Origin of the sequence: Mycetocola manganoxydans, from assembly GCF_003667545.1 — a bacterium.
Lineage (GTDB): Bacteria > Actinomycetota > Actinomycetes > Actinomycetales > Microbacteriaceae > Mycetocola_A > Mycetocola_A manganoxydans.
In genome coordinates this window covers 42,873-59,732 of sequence record NZ_RCUV01000020.1, presented here as the reverse complement: position 1 = coordinate 59,732, position 16,860 = coordinate 42,873, and the positions used below count along the sequence as shown (strand labels likewise).

15 protein-coding genes are annotated in these 16,860 nt (G+C 62.9%); 5 read left to right on the top strand and 10 right to left on the bottom strand.

The features are described from left to right. Window positions 1-8: 8 nt before the first annotated feature. Complete coding sequence (gene ccsB / locus D9V29_RS13630) at window positions 9-968, top strand: c-type cytochrome biogenesis protein CcsB (RefSeq protein WP_121673895.1); 960 nt, start codon at window positions 9-11, stop codon at window positions 966-968. A 385-nt stretch (window positions 969-1,353) separates the two neighbouring features. Here the strand turns inward: ccsB and D9V29_RS13625 are convergent, their stop codons facing one another. Next, window positions 1,354-2,181, bottom strand: a complete 828-nt coding sequence (locus tag D9V29_RS13625; protein ID WP_121673876.1) for a CPBP family intramembrane glutamic endopeptidase — start codon at window positions 2,179-2,181, stop codon at window positions 1,354-1,356. A gap of 163 nt (window positions 2,182-2,344) precedes the next feature. Further along, window positions 2,345-2,536, bottom strand: a complete 192-nt coding sequence (locus D9V29_RS13620; RefSeq protein WP_121673875.1) for a hypothetical protein — start codon at window positions 2,534-2,536, stop codon at window positions 2,345-2,347. A gap of 521 nt (window positions 2,537-3,057) precedes the next feature. Between D9V29_RS13620 and D9V29_RS13615 the strand changes: the two genes are divergently transcribed. The 3 genes from D9V29_RS13615 to D9V29_RS13605 all read left to right on the top strand — a co-directional run bounded on the left by D9V29_RS13615 (window position 3,058) and on the right by D9V29_RS13605 (window position 6,518). After that, window positions 3,058-5,193, top strand: coding sequence for a heavy metal translocating P-type ATPase (locus tag D9V29_RS13615; RefSeq protein ID WP_229790583.1), 2,136 nt, complete (start codon window positions 3,058-3,060; stop codon window positions 5,191-5,193). A 72-nt stretch (window positions 5,194-5,265) separates the two neighbouring features. Beyond that, on the top strand, window positions 5,266-6,180 hold the full coding sequence (locus tag D9V29_RS13610) for a F510_1955 family glycosylhydrolase (protein ID WP_121673873.1): 915 nt from the start codon (window positions 5,266-5,268) through the stop codon (window positions 6,178-6,180). 104 nt (window positions 6,181-6,284) lie between these two features. Beyond that, window positions 6,285-6,518 carry an SHOCT domain-containing protein gene (locus D9V29_RS13605; protein ID WP_220699963.1) on the top strand — a complete coding sequence of 78 codons (234 nt, stop codon included), beginning with the start codon at window positions 6,285-6,287 and terminating at the stop codon, window positions 6,516-6,518. A 158-nt stretch (window positions 6,519-6,676) separates the two neighbouring features. Here the strand turns inward: D9V29_RS13605 and D9V29_RS13600 are convergent, their stop codons facing one another. From D9V29_RS13600 to D9V29_RS13565, 7 genes are all read right to left on the bottom strand, one after another. Next, on the bottom strand, window positions 6,677-7,438 hold the full coding sequence (locus D9V29_RS13600) for a cytochrome c biogenesis CcdA family protein (protein WP_121673872.1): 762 nt from the start codon (window positions 7,436-7,438) through the stop codon (window positions 6,677-6,679). A gap of 208 nt (window positions 7,439-7,646) precedes the next feature. Beyond that, on the bottom strand, window positions 7,647-8,267 hold the full coding sequence (locus D9V29_RS13595; protein WP_308428577.1) for a DUF305 domain-containing protein: 621 nt from the start codon (window positions 8,265-8,267) through the stop codon (window positions 7,647-7,649). Window positions 8,268-8,312: 45 nt separating this feature from the next. Next, window positions 8,313-8,762: a hypothetical protein gene (locus D9V29_RS13590; RefSeq protein ID WP_121673870.1), complete on the bottom strand. Its 450-nt coding sequence runs from the start codon at window positions 8,760-8,762 to the stop codon at window positions 8,313-8,315. Window positions 8,763-8,899: 137 nt separating this feature from the next. Continuing rightward, window positions 8,900-11,197: a heavy metal translocating P-type ATPase gene (locus D9V29_RS13585; RefSeq protein ID WP_121673869.1), complete on the bottom strand. Its 2,298-nt coding sequence runs from the start codon at window positions 11,195-11,197 to the stop codon at window positions 8,900-8,902. Then, a complete protein-coding gene (locus tag D9V29_RS15165) occupies window positions 11,194-11,388 on the bottom strand; it encodes a heavy-metal-associated domain-containing protein (protein ID WP_259462909.1) in 195 nt (64 codons plus the stop codon). Before D9V29_RS15165 ends, D9V29_RS13585 begins: the two co-directional genes overlap by 4 nt. Before the next feature lie 223 nt (window positions 11,389-11,611). Continuing rightward, entirely contained in the window at window positions 11,612-11,893 is a 282-nt protein-coding gene (locus D9V29_RS13575; RefSeq protein ID WP_121673867.1) for a metal-sensitive transcriptional regulator, read from the bottom strand. Between the two features lie 321 nt (window positions 11,894-12,214). Then, window positions 12,215-13,144 carry an amidase domain-containing protein gene (locus D9V29_RS13565; protein WP_183085031.1) on the bottom strand — a complete coding sequence of 310 codons (930 nt, stop codon included), beginning with the start codon at window positions 13,142-13,144 and terminating at the stop codon, window positions 12,215-12,217. Between the two features lie 260 nt (window positions 13,145-13,404). Here D9V29_RS13565 and lnt point away from each other — a divergent pair, with 260 nt between their 5' ends. Continuing rightward, window positions 13,405-14,985, top strand: coding sequence for an apolipoprotein N-acyltransferase (gene lnt, locus D9V29_RS13560; protein ID WP_183085030.1), 1,581 nt, complete (start codon window positions 13,405-13,407; stop codon window positions 14,983-14,985). A 430-nt stretch (window positions 14,986-15,415) separates the two neighbouring features. Here the strand turns inward: lnt and D9V29_RS13555 are convergent, their stop codons facing one another. Continuing rightward, window positions 15,416-16,786, bottom strand: a complete 1,371-nt coding sequence (locus D9V29_RS13555; protein WP_183085029.1) for a M23 family metallopeptidase — start codon at window positions 16,784-16,786, stop codon at window positions 15,416-15,418. Between the last annotated feature and the right edge of the window lie 74 nt (window positions 16,787-16,860).

Genomic DNA, 16,860 nt, shown 5'->3' with positions numbered 1-16,860 from the left:
GGTCGGCCATGGCGATGTACATGCTCGCCTTTATCGCGTTCGCGCTGGACCTCGCCCGACGCTCAGCCGACGTGACGGCCGCCGCCACCAAGGCAGCAGCCACGGCATCGACGCTCGAAGCCACGGAGGCGAGGGGTGAAATAGTTTCGGGCCGCCCGGTGACCACTCTGGCCCGCACGGACAGCGACGCCCCGCAGGTCCAGGCGCGGCACTCGCCGGTACTCCGAGTCGCACTCGCGCTCACGGTTCTCGGTTTCCTGTTGCACCTGGTCGCCACAATCACACGCGGTGTCGCAGCCGGCCGAGTGCCGTGGGCAAACATGTACGAGTTCGCGCTCACCGGCACACTGCTGATCATCGCGGTCTACCTCGTCGTTCTGCTCCGGATCGACCTGCGGTTCCTCGGCACCTTCATCACCGGTCTCGTCCTCGCGCTGCTCGGCATCGCGGCAGTCGACTACTACGTCGAAATCATGCCACTGCCACCCGCACTCCAGTCCGCCTGGCTCGTGGTCCACGTCTTCGTCGCCTCCGCAGGCACCGCGTTCTTCGCCCTCGGGTTCGCTCTCTCCGTGCTGCAGCTCGTGCAGCACCGTCGTGAGGTCGGCGGGGAGGACCTCACTAAGCTCCGGCTGAAGTTCCTCGCGACATTGCCGACGGCTGCACATCTGGAAAATCTCGCCTACCGCACGAACATCGTCGGATTCATCCTCTGGACCTTCACCCTCATCGCGGGCGCTATCTGGGCGGAGCGGTCCTGGGGTCGCTACTGGGGCTGGGACACCAAAGAGGTCTGGACCTTCATCATCTGGGTAATTTACGCGGGCTACATCCACGCGCGGGCCACTCGCGGCTGGCGCGGATCGCGCTCGGCGTGGCTGGCGATCATCGGATTCCTGGCCGTGATGTTCAACTTCTCCGTGGTCAACCTGTTCTTCAAGGGTCTGCACGCCTACTCGGGCCTGTAGCCCTGCGCTCCCACCCCTGCCTGCGGGCCCCGGGTCTGCTCGAAGCACGCTGGCGCGTTATGCACCGGCGGGTGACGTGGACCTGGGCGTCCGAGGGGGCGGGAGTTACTTCGGGGCTCGGTTCCCCGCCGTTTCAGGATTGCAGTTGGCGTAGTGGTCCGGGCCGAGTTCGGTGTAAGCGTCTCCGTTTCTGAGCATGTTCCAGATGGTCACCTCAACAGACCATTCTGTGTCAGACCGTCCCCGAGTTCGGTCTGACGCAGCGATGAGACGTCCGGTCGCCGAGACCTCAAGGTCGGCTCGACGGTGGGGCAGAGTCACTGCCCTGCCCGGTAGCCGTTCGGCGTGGACGCGGCGGAGGGCTCAGCCTCCGACGAGGAGAGAATCAATAGAGGAACAAACCCAGCCAATCGCGGTTGTGCGCGTGCAGCAGCACGAGGAACAGGACGAAGTCGAACAGGAGATGGACACTGACGATGTAGGAAAGCGATTTCGTCTGCTTGAAGATCCAGCCCTGGACGAGCGCAAAAGGGAAGATGAGGAATGGACCCCAGGATTGGAAGCCAAGTTCCCACAGGAACGACGTGAAGAGCACAGCCTGCAGAACGTTCGCCTGCCAGTCTGGAAAGTGCCGACGCAGCAGGGTGAAGCACGTACAGATGAAGAACAACTCGTCCCAGATGCCCAGGGCATTGGTGCCGAGGAACAACCGGCCGATGGACGAGGGGTCGGTTGCCGCCGGCCAATTCTCGAAGACGCCGGTGGAAATCATGTACACCGGCAGGAGGAACCAGCCGAGCACGAGCACGGCGACGAGGTACCAGAACTCAACCCGCGTCCAGCGCTTCCCGGTCAGGACCGGGAACCGGATGGCGTGGTCACGGTACAGGAATCGGGAAACCAGATAAGGCAGGATCACCGCTGCAGCGAGGGCGACCCCCATCACCAGCATGTGGTCCCACGAGATATCGGTGTTGATCTCGACGAGGCTGATGATGACGAGACCGGCCCCGATAAGAAACAGGTCCTTGGCGAGGGCGCGGTTCACCAGAACGGCGGCAAGGAGGGCAGCGGCGAGGATGAAGTATCCGCCCGGTCGCCAATGCAGCCCGAAGAGCAACAAGCCGGATGCCGCCAGGAGCACGCCGGGCAGCAGGTTCCAGCTGGCCGCCCGGCGAGTGTCCGGCCGGGTCATCGGCAGGTTGATAGTCATGGGTCCTTCCGGGTGTGCGGGGGATCCTTCGAGGGTACCGGCCTTGCTCCCGTTCAACAGCGAGGGAACGGCTGTGGGCGGACAGCGGGCGTAAATGAAACGAGCCCCGCCGGCGCGCGACGGGGACCCGGGTCGGGTGGCACATGCCTCGTCCCCGCGGGCGTCACCCCTTCAGCCACAAGATGCGCGCTCGCGCCGACAGCGCGCCGCCACTGACCAACGCCGTAATCGCGACGGGCAGCAAAACCTGAAGGAGCTCATTCCCTGTCACGGCGTTGATGACCAAGACGAACAAGGCCAGGGCGGTGGCGACGAATGCGCCGATGGCGCAGGTGGTGAAGGTCCAGCGTTTCACGGGCGCACATCCAATCGTGGTCAGGCCAGTAGCCAACATATCCAATTTATCATCGCCGCCCAGCCGGGGACCCTTGCCGTGCGATCACGAGAACGATTTCTCGAAAAGAGCAGCGGCGGCAGCAAGTCGGCGCTAGATCGACCAGAGGGGCTGAAGCCGCGCGGGATGCGATGGCGGCCGGGTCACAAGTGGCGCGAAAGGCAGGGAAGTGTGGGGACGACCGCCCATTTCTCAGCAGACGTGAATAACGCCGTGACTCAAGCGTCTTGACATAAGAACCATTATCGGCATGGGAAAATACCTGATCAAATAGGTATTTAACGTTTTGAAGGTGATTCCTCTTCGCTTTCAAAGGGTCACGCCGCGGGCCGACTAATCTGGCCCAGGCGTCTACGTTGCCCGTATTTGGTCATCCCGCGAGGTTTATAGATGGCGAGGATCGGGAGTCGATGCACCGTAAAGACGCACACGCGCCGGCGCCAGTATCACAGCCGACGCAAACGCATGGCGACCACTCGACCATGCATCACGCTCACTCGGCGGCCGCTGACCGCTCGCCGAACGATTCCTCCCGGCCCGATCAGGCTGGTCACTCGTCGCATCAGGGCCACGGCGGGCAGGAGGGCCACTCTGGTCATGGCGACCACGTGGCTCAGTTCCGTCGCCTGTTCTGGGTGATGCTGCTTCTCGCGGTCCCCGTTGTTGGTTTCAGCTCGATGTTCGCCATGGTTCTCGGGTACCAACTCCCGGACGTCGGATGGATCCGGTGGATTTCCCCGCTCCTCGGAACGGTTATGTACGTCTGGGGCGGACGACCATTCCTCACCGGGGCGGTGGCTGAAATCAAGCAACGCAAGCCCGGCATGATGTTGCTCATCGGACTCGCGATCACCGTTGCGTTCGTCGCTTCCTGGGGTGCGAGTCTCGGCATCCTGGACCACGCGCTGGATTTCTGGTGGGAGCTTGCTCTTCTTATCGTGATCATGCTCCTTGGGCATTGGATCGAGATGCGATCCTTGGCTCAAACGTCGACCGCGTTGGAGTCTTTGGCCGCGCTGTTGCCTGATCAGGCGGAACGGCTTGACGGCGAAGAGATCGAGGTCGTTTCGCCGGCGGATCTCGCTGTGGGTGACCTGGTGATTGTTCGGCCTGGTAGCCGTGTGCCAGCCGACGGAAGAGTCGAGCAGGGGACTGCAGACGTCGATGAGTCGATGGTCACCGGTGAGTCACGACCGGTGAGCCGTGGCCCGGGAGACGCGGTGGTTGCAGGAACGGTGGCAACGGACACTGCGATCCGAGTTCGGATCACTGCGGTTGGTGACGACACCGCACTGGCTGGGATCCAGCGCATGGTCGCCGATGCACAGGCATCGTCGTCTCGTGCGCAGCGTCTGGCTGACACGGCGGCGGGCTGGCTCTTCTGGTTCGCGCTCGGCGCCGGAGCCGTCACAGCTCTCGTGTGGAGTCTCCTCGGATTCCCTGATGCAGCGGTCGTCCGGACAATCACCGTTCTTGTTATCGCCTGCCCCCACGCGTTAGGGCTAGCCATTCCTCTTGTGGTGTCGATCGCCACAGAGCGGGCAGCGAAGGGCGGCGTGCTGGTCAAAGATCGACTGGCGCTGGAGAGCATGCGCACCGTCACTTCTGTCCTGTTTGACAAGACCGGCACTCTCACAAAGGGTGAGCCCGTCGTTTCTTCCACGAAGACGGCCGACGGACAATCGGAAGACGAGGTGCTCGCCTTGGCTGCAGCGGCCGAGAGCGACAGCGAGCACCCTCTGGCTAGAGCGATCGTCGCTGCTGCGCGGTCCCGCAAGCTGGATATCCCCACTGCGACCGATTTCCAGTCGTCCCCCGCCATGGGCGTGGTCGGCCATGTCGGCGGACGCACGATCAGCGTTGGCGGCCCATACATGCTTGAGCACCACGAGGTCAGCGAACTCCCCGTCGCCGAGCAGTGGCGCAACGACGGCGCCATCATCCTGCACGTCCTCGCAGACGGCCAGGTGATTGGCGCCTTGAAGTTGGCGGACGAGATTCGTGAGGAATCCCGTCAGGCCGTGGACGCACTGCATGCCCTGGGCATCCAGGTCGTGATGATCACCGGCGACGCCGAAGCGGTTGCGCGGTCGGTGGCTGATGAGTTGGGTATCGACCGTGTCTTCGCCGGCGTGCGACCTGAGGACAAGGCTGCGAAGGTCGCCGAGCTTCAAGCTGAAGGACGCAAGGTCGCCATGGTTGGTGACGGAGTCAACGACGCGCCAGCGTTGGCGCAGGCAGATGTCGGTATTGCGATCGGCGCCGGCACCGACGTTGCGATTGCGTCCGCAGGGGTGATCCTGGCCAGCGATGACCCGCGATCCGTGCTGTCGATCATGGAGCTCTCACGCGCGAGCTACCGCAAGATGAAACAGAACCTATGGTGGGCTGCCGGGTACAACCTGATCTCCGTCCCGCTCGCCGCCGGCGTGCTGGCCCCCGTCGGTTTCGTCCTTCCGATGTCGGTCGGCGCTATCCTGATGTCACTGTCCACGATCGTTGTTGCGCTCAACGCGCAGTTGCTTCGGCGGCTGGACCTTCGTCCACAAACAAGTGTCGAGTCCATCCTTGGGCGGACCCCTGCCAAGAACGTGCCGGAGGCTGTCGGCATAAGATGAACGCATCGGCGTGTGAACCAACCTTCGCTGCGCGGGGTCATTCAGAACTCCGATGATCCCTAGGAGAACGCGATGAATGACCGACTTCAACGGAAGCGTCGAGGCACGGTCGCACTGGCACTTCTGGGAGCGGCCGTCGTGCTCGTCGGCTGTGCCACTGTGCCCGAAGATGACGGCACTGAGGCACCCGCGTCTGCACCCGGGGCGTTCCAGCACATCCACTCGCTCATGGTCGACCCGGAACGTGGTGACCTTCTCGTGGGTACGCACGAGGGGCTATATGAGCTCACCTTCGACGGCTCGGGAACCGCGACGGCGAAAGGACCGATCGGCGGCCTCGATTTTGACCCGATGGGTTTCACCATGCGAGACGACATCGCGTACGCGTCGGGACATCCTGGACCCACTACCCCGGCCAGCTTCGGTACCCCCAATCTTGGCCTGATCAAAAGCACCGACCGAGGCGAAACCTGGAGCAACATCTCGCTCACCGGGCAAACGGACTTCCACGACCTGGCCTTAGGAGCGCAGGCCACTGACGGCGGTGAGGGGACCATCTTCGGCCTGGATACGAGCAAGCAGGCTCTGCAGCGCAGCTTCGACGGGGGCGCAACCTGGAGTGACGGCGCTGAACTCGTCGCCCGCGACCTCACCGCCGACCCGGCTACGCCAGGAACCGTCTATGCAACCACGGAGAATGGCTTCGCGGTGAGCATCGACGATGGTGCCAGTTTCACCGCCGACACGGAAGCCCCACCGCTATTCCTCGCCAGCATTGACTCAGGCACTGGTGCGTTCGCAGGAGTCGACACCTCGGGCACGGCATGGGTTCGAGATGCGTCGGGAACCTGGGTGAGTGGTGGCACGGTGAGCGGCACTCCTCAGGCCCTCACAATCTCCGGTGACCGGCTCTTTGTGGCTGACGACCGTGGCATCGCATTCACTGATGACATCGGAGTCTCCTGGACTATCCTGAAGGTGACCTAACACGGGTCCTGCGCTTCTTATGCGCGATCACGGAACTGCAGTGTGGGTGCGGCGCTGAGCCTTCAGCGTGAAGCATCCCCAAACCCCCGAAGGAGGGCCGACCAGTGATGGACGGCATGATGATGGGCATGGGCTGGATGACGGGCTTCTGGCTGCTGTTCGGCCTCGCGCTGCTGACCTTGGTCGTTCTGGCAATCATCTGGTTCATCCGTAACCTGACGAGCGGCGGAAGCCGGGGAATCGATTCCGCCGAGGAGAGACTCCGGATCCGCTACGCCGCTGGGGAACTCAGCCAGGACGAGTTCCGGCAGCGCAGCGCCGACCTCCGCGGCGAATAATACGCTTCCACTGGGGGCGCCCGGGCTTATGTTGGTGCACCGCGGGGCGGTATCACGACCCGACAGCAACTATTGCGCGGCGGGAAGCGTTCACCAGCTTGCCGAACTCAGTGAAAGGTCATGCTGCTGCCTCTGATTCTTGTCACCGCGGGAAATTGCTAGAGCGGTAGCAAAAATCCATTGATCGTTGCTCCCAGCCGGGACATGATGACCCCCCATATGCCGCTGATCATCACAAGGCCGAGAAGGATAAGCATCAACCCTCCAACAACGTTCACACTGCGGATGTGGCGACGGAGGAGGGCGACGGATCGGGTCGCCCAGCCGAAACCGAGTGCGAGGGCGAGAAATGGGATGCCCAGACCGAGGCAGTAGACAAGGCCAAGCAGGGCACCGCGTCCCGAAGACCCGGTTTGAAGACTCAATGCGCTGATGGCGATCAAGGTCGGGCCGAAGCAGGGTGTCCAACCGATTGCGAAGATCATCCCCAGGAGAGGAGCTCCTGCCAGTCCGGTCCGGGGCTGGAATAGGATCTTCAGGGTTCGCTGGAAGAAGGAGACCTGTCCGATAAAAACCAGTCCCATGACGAGGACAACGATTCCGGAGAGCCGGGTGAGCGGGTCTTGCCATTGGATGAGAGTCGCACCGATCGTGCCCGCGAATGCCGAGATCAGGACGAAGACGACAGAAAATCCGAGCACAAACAGCAGCGCGCCGAACGCAGGTCGGAACCGGGAGATAGCGGCAGCGGACGATTCCGTGCGACTGATGGGCCCTCCGGATATCCCAGTGACGTACCCCAAATATCCGGGCACCAACGGGAGAATGCAGGGTGACGCGAACGATATGAGCCCAGCAAGCAGGGCGAGCGGGATAGCGAGAAGCAGCTGTCCGTCCATGATGATCGATCCAGGGTTCATATCAGTTGGTCGGCTCCTTGCGTGTTTCTCGGATGAGTGTTGATAGGACGGATTCGGCGGGTAGGTGGCCGAGGGTTCGAGAGGCCATCCCCCTCCCCGTGTGGCAGAAGTGGGAGGGGTGGGACCGTAGGGGAACGACCCCACCCCCTGAGAGCAGCTACTCGAAGCATGCTCCCGGTGGACACGCGAACGGGTCCAAGTCCCGCTGTTAGAGAGAGCCGAGGAGGTTCTGCATGACGTTGATCTCTTCAGTCTGCGTCTCGACGATCGTTTCAGCCATCTGAATCGCGTCAGCGTTCACGCCGTCGTTGATCTCGGCCTGAGCCATTTCGACGGCGCCTTCGTGGTGTTTGATCATCTGTTCGAGGAACAGTTTGCTGGCCTCGTCACCGGACGCATCTTCGAGGGTTTGCATGTCCTCGTCGGACATCATGCCGTCCATGTCGTGTTCCATGCCGCCCATGCTGTCGTCGGCGCCCCAGGCGTCAAGCCACTCGTTCAGTTGCTCAATCTCTGGCTGTTGGGCGTCCTTGATCTGGGTGGCGAGGCTCACCACTTGTGCGTCGATGCCGTCCTTAGCCAGGAGCATGTCGCTCATCTCAACGGCCTGTTCGTGGTGGGGGATCATCATCTGGGCGAACGTGACGTCGGCGTCGTTGAACGTCGCTTCGGCACTGGCGCTCGGCGCGGGCGCTGGGGTGTCACCGGTTCCTCCGGTGGAGCAGGCGCTGAGCGTGATGGCTACGGCTAATGCGGCGGCGGCCATTGCATATTTACGAGGGTTGATCATTGTTTCATTCCATTTCAAATCAAGAACACTGTGAGCCACGCCACCAGGAAAGGCGGCGGTGGCAAAGAGAAAACGGTGTTCGGCTTAGGTTCGACTGATGGAAAGAACGGTCAGCGACGGCCGATAGATGTGCTGTCTGGCAGCAGCGATGGCATCGATTGATCGCCGCGACGATTGAACCAGCCGGCGACGAATGTCCGGGTGCCTGGCCAGGATTGTGATGACGGTGAGGATCAGAAGCAGAACGCACATCATGGCCATGAGGGCGCAGTCCAGTGCGCACTGTTCGTCGCACGTCACATTCTGCGTGATCGCACCGGACTGGACGTTTGCGCCTCCAGCGGTTGCGGCCGCCTGATGTGCGCTCTCGTCATCCGCATGCGACTGCGTCGTCGACGACGAGAAAGCTTCCATTCCCCGTGCACCGGTCACGGAATGCAGGGCGAGCGAGCCGATGAGCACCGCCCCGAGAACCAGGGCGACAATGAGGATCCGGTTGAACGGCGACAAACGGACAAGCGGAAGGGGGCTCATCGCAAAAAGGCGCACCTCGTTCTCGCTTCCTCGTTGTTGTGGACCGACCTACTGGTTACCCCCCCCTAGGGTATCCGGGTGGCCGAGATGACGGCTGAGAGACTCGTGAACCTCGGTGGACATCCGGAGTTCAAAGTTCAGCGCTGTTGTTGGGCTGGCTCTCGCACCGGGTCGTCCAGCGCGTGGTTACTGAGCGGTGCGGACCGGGAAGCCCGGAATGATCGCAGTCGGAGACTGTTTGACACCACGAAAACGGATGACAACGCCATAGCCGCGCCCGCCAGGAGCGGATTGAGTAAGCCGAACATCGCGATCGGGATCGCCGCAACGTTGTAGGCGAAGGCCCAGAACAGGTTGCCCTTGATGATTCCAAGTGTCCGCCTGGACAGCCGGATGGCGTCGCCGACGGTGGTCAGGTCACCGCTCATGACGGTGATGTCCGCGGCAGCGATCGCCGCATCCGTGCCGGCACCCATAGCAATGCCGAGGTCCGCCGCGGCAAGCGCAGCAGCATCATTGACCCCGTCCCCGACCATCGCCACGACATGTCCATCAGCTTGCAGTTCGCGGATCACCGCCAGCTTGCCCTGCGGTGTGATGCCGGAACGCACATCGTCCAGGCCGATCTGGGCTGCGACCGCGCGTGCCGCCCCGTCGTTGTCGCCGGTGAGCAGGACGGGAGTCAGACCGAGCCGTCTGAAAAGTTCCACCGCCTCCCGGCTGGTGGGCTTCACCGTGTCACCGACGGAGAGCACTCCCTGAGCCTCACCATCCCAGGCCACAACGACTGCCGTCTTGCCCTGACTTTCGCTCTGCGTAATCGCTTGTGCGAGAGACTCAGGAATCTCAATCCCCCAGTCGCTTTGCAGCCAGGAGCCACGGCCGGCGACAACGAGATGGTTGCCGACCATCGCTTGCACCCCCTGTCCGGTGTGCGAGAGGAAGGACTCGGGCGAACCGACGTCGATCCCGCGGGATCGGGCGTCCTCGAGAATTGCGCGAGCAATCGGATGCTCCGAACCTGACTCCGCGGACGCCGCCAGGCGAAGCAGTTCGCGCTCTACTTGGCCGTCGACCAGCGCGATCGATGAGAGCGCCATACGCCCGGTCGTAACAGTTCCAGTCTTGTCCAGGACGACCGTGTCGATTTTGCGTGTCTGTTCAAGCACCTGCGGCCCTCGAATCAGAATTCCGAGCTGCGAACCTCGACCGGTTCCAACGAGAAGGGCGGTCGGTGTCGCCAGCCCGAGCGCGCAGGGGCAGGCGATGATCAACGTGGCCACGGCCGCTGTGAACGCAAACTCGAGAGACCCGCCGAGAACGAGCCACGTGACGAAGGTCAGTATCGAAAGCCCGATGACGATGGGAACGAAGACGCCGGAGACCCGGTCAGCCAGCCGCTGAACCTCGGCTTTACCGGTCTGGGCTTCTTCGACCAGTCGTCCCAGGCGGGCGAGCTCGGTGTCAGCGCCGACCTTCGTGACCTCGACTACGAGGCGACCGCCGACGTTGACGGTCGCTCCTACGACCCGGTCGTCAAGCCCGACTTCGACGGGCACGGATTCTCCCGTGAGCATGCTCATATCCACGGCCGATACACCGTCGACAACGAGTCCGTCGGTTGCGATCTTCTCGCCGGGGCGAACAACGAACCGGTCACCGACGGCGAGGGAGGCTACTGCAACCAGGGTCTCCTGCCCATCTCGAAGTAGGACTGCCTCCTTCGCGCCGAGTTCGAGGAGGGCACGAAGCGCAGCGCCGGACTCCCGTTTCGCGCGTGCTTCGAAGTAACGTCCCGCGAGGATGAAAACGGTGAGCGCGGCGGCGACTTCCAGATAGATCTCGTGTTGACCAGCGCCGGGGGAAGCGAACAGCGTGAAGCTCATCTTCATCCCCGGCGTCCCGGCCATTCCGAAGAACAGGGCATACAGTGACCAGCCGTACGCGGCGATCACACCGACGCTGATCAGGGTGTCCATCGTGGCTGCGCCGTGCCGTGCATTGATCCACGCGGCACGGTGAAACGGCCACGCACCCCAGACCGCAACCGGTGAGGCGAGCGTTAACGCCAGCCACTGCCAGTTCGTGAATTGCAACGCCGGCACCATCGAAAGAACGGCCACCGGTAATGCCAGGGCCCCGGAGATCAGCAAACGCCGGAAAAGGCTCGAGGCTTCCGTCTGAGCGGGCTCAACACTCGGTTGCTCGCCCGTCTGTCGGGGCGCAGGAACGGACGCGGTGTAGCCGGTGGCCTCGACGACGGCTATCAGGTCCGCTGCGTCAATCTCAGCGCTCGCGTGAATGCGTGCCTTCTCCGTCGCATAGTTGACTGACGCCTCGACTCCCGGGACCCGATTCAGCTTCCGTTCGATCCGGTTCGCACAGGACGCGCAGGTCATCCCACCGATATCGAGTTCGAGGTCCACCGCACTCACTTCGTTGTGCTCGCCAGTTCGTAACCTGCCTCGTCGAGAGCGGTGCGGACCGCGTCGACGTCCAGCGCGGTGCTGCTTTCAACCATGACCTGGGAGGTGCCGCCTGCATTGAGTTTCACTTTAACCGATTCGACGCCCGGCAACGCCGAAAGTTCTTCAGTCACACTGGAAACGCAGTGTGAACAGGTCATCCCGTCCACAAGGTAGTGCTCAACGTGGGCAGCCGCGGAGTGACCCGTTGGGTGCCCCTCAACAGTGTCGCCGTGGGTTCCGTGGCTTCCGCACGTGCAGCTGCTATTCGCGTCCGTGAGGCCCAGGTCATTCGTGGCGTTCGGTGTGCACATGGTCAGTTCTCCTCGGTGATGATGGGGCTGAATTGGCTCGGGGGTAGGTTCGCATCGTGGGGGCGGTCCGTTAGGAACGGACGAGTCGGCCGATGGCAGCCGATGCCTCGCGCAGTTTTTGTTCGGCTACCGCCCCGCCCTGCTCGGCTGCCTCTGCAACGCAGTGCGCGAGGTGATCTTCGAGGAGGCACAGGGCAACGGTCTCCAGGGCCTTCGTTGCAGCCGAGACCTGGGTCAGAATATCGATGCAGTAGGTGTCATCCGCCACCATCTTCTGGATGCCCCGAACCTGGCCTTCCGCGCGGCGGAGCCGTTTGATGAGATCTTCCTTATTGTCGACGTAGCCATTCATTCCGTCTCCTTGAACCTCAGAACGCGGGTACCCCCTCGGGGTATGAGCATACCCCGAGGGGGTATACGTGCGCAATACCTGCGCAGCTTGGGTGAGGGACGGTCGTCGCCATCCGGTGCAGTTGCGCGAGCATCGGTGTACACCGAAAAAGCCGACAACAGATCCCCGGCGGTGGTCTTCCAACATTTGGCGAAGCTGCGTCTGGGACGAATCGTCGCGACCCGGCAGGGCGGGCGGAGAGGGCTCTACCGGCTCGTGAGAACTCGCCTGTGAGCGAAGGATTACCAAGAAGGACGCGACACGTCTGCGACGAGCAGCGCCTTATGCGGGGATGCTCCAGAACCAGGCGTTCCCACCCGGATGGTCGATCGTGAGAACGTCGTCGAGGTCGCGGTAATCGCCGTCGCGGTTGTGGCTTGCGAAGGTAATCTTCGTGACGCCGTCGACAACTTTCACACTCGACACGAGCATCACGTGGTCAGGGATGTCGTTGAGGTTCCAGTCGAAGATGGCGATGTCTCCCAGCTTCACCTGGTCGCGCTGGTCGAGTGTGAGCTTCGTCAGGCCGAGGCTGTCGTCGCTCGCCAACCAGTTGTCCATCGCCGGAACATATCCCCAGGCGGGGCTCCAGTCGGAAAGGGTGGCCGCAGCGTTCTTGTTGAACCAGGTCTCGTTCTGCGTCCAGCCGCGCTGGATCAGGGTTTGGCTGACGAAATTGGCGCAGTCCCCGCCGACCGGGTTGAGGTTGCCCCACGTGTTCGAGTTGTAGTCGTTCCAGTGCTTCAGCGCGTACTGCATCTGCGCGTCCACACCAGTGATCACCGAATACGCGTAATTCAGCGGCTCTGACTGCTCGACGACCTTGTCGCCGCTGGAGACGACGACGGCAGCGTCCGCCGGCTGGTAGTGCAGGGCCGCGGGCGCGACTGCGGTGACGGTGCCGTCCTCGGTGACCGTCACGTCGGTGGCCGGGATGCCGCCGATGGTGACGTCGGTGACATCCGCCAACCCGGTGCCTGTGAGGGTGAGTGTGGTGCCGCCGGTCACCGATCCGGATGTCGGTGACATCGCTGTCACTTCGGCGACAGGGACCGGCGTGGCTGTGCTGCTCGCCTGTGGTTGGGAGTCGCTTGGCGCGACGGTGACGGAGCACCCAGTCCACAGGAGGGTTGAAGTTGCCACGATGACCGCTGCCGCCATGCGGCGGCTCCAGATCCGGGGGCTGGCTGATTTGCGGGCGCTACTCGGCACGACACGTCCTTCGAAAAAACTGTGATGAACCTCCATGGTAAGGCGAGACATCACGCCGAGCGGCCAGAAGCGGATGCGCATGAGGGCGGGCTAGGGCCCCGGACTCGTGCCTACTTCTACGACGCGTAGAATGGAACACGTGGTAGCCATTGATAGTCACTTGGTCCAATACGGCGGAATGCTTGCAGGAAGCATCCATCCCGCGAACTCTCATTTGTGACGCGATCGACGAGTAGAGCGTTCACGGAAGATAAATGTCAATGCCCACACTGACTGACCTCGACACCCCACCCCTGCCGACAACGCCGATACGACGCCGCGTCGTCCCAACGGGAGTGTGGGGGCCTCTCGCCGCGGCCGCGGTCGGCGGAGTGCTGAATGCGCTCGCGTTCCCCAGCGCCGGTTGGTGGCCGCTCATTTTCGTGGGCACGCCGCTGCTGCTGGCAAGCCTCACCGCCCGCCGAACCTGGGTTGCGGTCGGGGCCGGCGCGCTCGGCGGGGCCACGTTCCTCGGCACCCATATTTTTTGGCTGACCGTGTACCTCGGGCCGGCCCCATGGGCGGCGCTGACCGGCCTGGAAACGGTGCTCCTCACCGCCGGAGCGGTCGTCATCGCTCTTGCCTGGCGCACCACCGATGCGGTATTCGTGCGGCCCTGGCTTCGGTCAGGGGTGACGCCTGTCGTGATAGCCGCGTTGTGGACGGCCCGCGAGTATGTCACAAGCAACTGGCCGTACGGTGGCTTCTCCTGGGGCCGGCTCGCATTCTCCCAATCGGAAAGCCCTTACGGTGATCTGGCTGCGTGGGTGGGCGTTGCCGGACTATCCTTCCTCATCGCCTGGGTCAGCGCACTTGTGGTCCAAACCGCCCGGACCGCCCGCGCCGGACGCCCACGCGCAGTGTTCGCGGTCGCCGCGGTTGCGCTCGTGGGGCTTGCAGCCGTTCCGCCGTTCCCTGTCCAGGAAACCGGGAAACTTCGGGTCGCGGCCGTCCAAGGCAACTCGGACGCAGGTCTGCTCGCGGCGAACCAGCCGGGACGGATCCTTAACGACCACGTCGCCGCAACCATTCCGGTCCTCGACGAACCGGTAGACCTGGTGGTGTGGCCGGAGAACGCCTCCGACCTCAACCCGCTGGAGTATCCTGCCGCAGCTGCCGCACTCGACCTGGTGTCCGCACGGATGGATGCACCCGTTGTCGTCGGTACCGTGACGCAGACCGACGAAGAGATGTTCAACAGCCTGCTGCTGTGGGAGGTGGGCATCGGGGCGAAGGCGCAGTACGACAAGAAGCATCCCGTTCCGTTCGCTGAGTACCTACCCGACCGTGATTTCTGGTACCCGTTAGCGCCGGAGCTGTTTTCTCTCATCCCGAGGGACTTCTCCATCGGGGAACGACCGAATGTTTTCGACATCGACGGGGTGCAGGCCGGGCTTGCCATCTGCTTTGACATCGTGGACGACACCCTGATCCGGGAGATGGTCGGTCGCGGTGCAGAGGTCATCCTCGCGCCCACGAACAACGCCGACTTTGGACGCACCGACCAAAGCGCCCAGCAACTAGCTATAGCGCGCTTGCGCGCCATCGAGGCCGGACGCAGCGTGGTGAACATCTCCACGGTCGGGACGTCCGCCATGATAGGCCCGGACGGGAGCACCATCGACCGGCTGCCCACCTTCACACCCGGAGCGATGGTACAGAGCGTGCCACTGAGCACCACAATCACGCCGGCGATGGCGGCCGGGCAGGTAATCGAACTGGGCACCGTGCTTGGCGGTCTGTCCGGGTTCGCCGCGGCCGGTTTCCTCGCGATGCGAGTTAAGAACCGCCTCCGTGGTTGAGAGTCGGCGTTTGGCGTCGGAGCGCAGCAGTAGCGGTCCAAACCGCCCATGATGCCCTGCACCACATCGGCACGGAATGCGGGGCAGCTGATGCGGTGCGCCGAATATCCACGCCTTGCGGTGTCTGGATGCGGGCTGATCGGACTGTTCATATGCGAGGCTATTTGTCTCTCGCAGGCCTCGAACGTAGGCGCATCCTGCCCCGAAGCTGACTACAGAAAGGATGGAGAAAGATTGGAAGGCCACGGTCACGCAACATAAGTAACCATGGCGGTGACTAAAGCCGGCAAGCCTCGTCGCCGCCCTCAGAAAACCCGTGTGCAGGAGACAAATCTTCGGCGCTCATATGATCTTCCCGGATTCGAGGCTGCACTCGCCGGGGCCGGTTGATCAAGAGAGGGAAGAAATCGAACAATCGCACCGCACCCCCCTATAGATTGACCCCGCGCCCGCGCAGGAACGTTGATGGGTTCACGCCACCGCCGTTGACCGTCATTTTGATGTCGAGATGGCAACCCGTCACAACACCGGTCGCGCCAACTCCGCCGATGAAGGTCCCGGCCGCGATCTGCTGCCCCTCTGACACACGGAAGGATCCTGTCTGCATGTGACCGTACACCGATCGGACCCCGCCGCCGTGGTCGACAATGACGCGGTTTCCGAACGCTCCCGCGTTCCTGGCTGATACGACCCTGCCCGCAGCTACCGAGCGAATCTTCGTGCCGCAACTGCCTGCGAGGTCGACGCCGGCGTGAAAGTTGTTGCTGCATCCGGCCGAGTTGCAAATGACCCTGCGCGGCCCATACGGAGAGGTGACAGGGCCGGGCACCGGGCGCCACCAACCCTGGGAAGACGGCACGAAGTAGCTTCCTGCCGTCCCGCTACTGGTGCCGCCCCCGCTGCTTCCGCCCCCGCTACTGCTCCCGCCTCCGCTACTGCCACTACTACCGTTACCTCTCGCTGCTTCAGCGGCGGCTTTCCTCGCTGCTTCAGCGGCGGCGGCCTCTTCGGCGGCTTTCCTCGCTGCGACTCCCGCCAGGTAGTCACGCTCCACCGATGCACGCGTGTCCTTCAAAAACGCCAACTGTTCGACGAGAGTGGATTCGCGCACCTGCTGCTCCTGCAAAGCTGCAAGGGCGACGTCTGCAGCTTCCTGGGCGACAGCGAGTTGGGTTTCCGCCTCCGCTCTCGCTTCCTCGAGCGTCTCGGCTGCCACCTTGGCTTGCGCGGTAACCGAGGAGACATGGTTGGCGTCCTGCCGCGCCGACTGAAGAACCTCGGTGGAACGCTCGGTGAACTTGGCCATCGCGGAGAGCTTATAAAGCGTGTCGTCCGTTGCTTCTGACTCGAGAAAGAGCTCGAGCGAAACGTTGGTGCTGTTCATCCGCCCCATACGAGCAAAAAGCGCACCGGCTTGCTGCTTCGAATCGGCCGCAGTCGCCTCAGCGTCAGTGAGTTGGGCTGCCAGGTCATCGGATTTCAGTTCGGCTTCGAGCGCAATTTGGAGTGCCGTTTCATACTTTGCAGCCGCCTCATTCGCCGTCTGGCGTAATGAGTCGGAGCTCACCTGTAGTTCGGAGATCAGGGCGTTGAGCTTCTCAATTTCAGCGTTCTTGCTGGCTTCATTCTGCTTCGCGGCCTCAACATCGGCCCAGTCAGGATAGTCCGGCGCGGCGTTCGCCGGAGCTGGCCCGAACACCGTCGCGACGAAGATGAGACTGACGAGCATCGTCAGCGCCCGTCGGCGACGAGTGAGCCGCTTCCCGGGCGGGGCTTGTGCGGTATCGTCCTGGTTCTTCACGTGGATTCCTTCAAATTCATCGATACTGGGGCCGGTGAACGGCGAATGTTGCTCGGTGCCGCGTGGGAACCGTT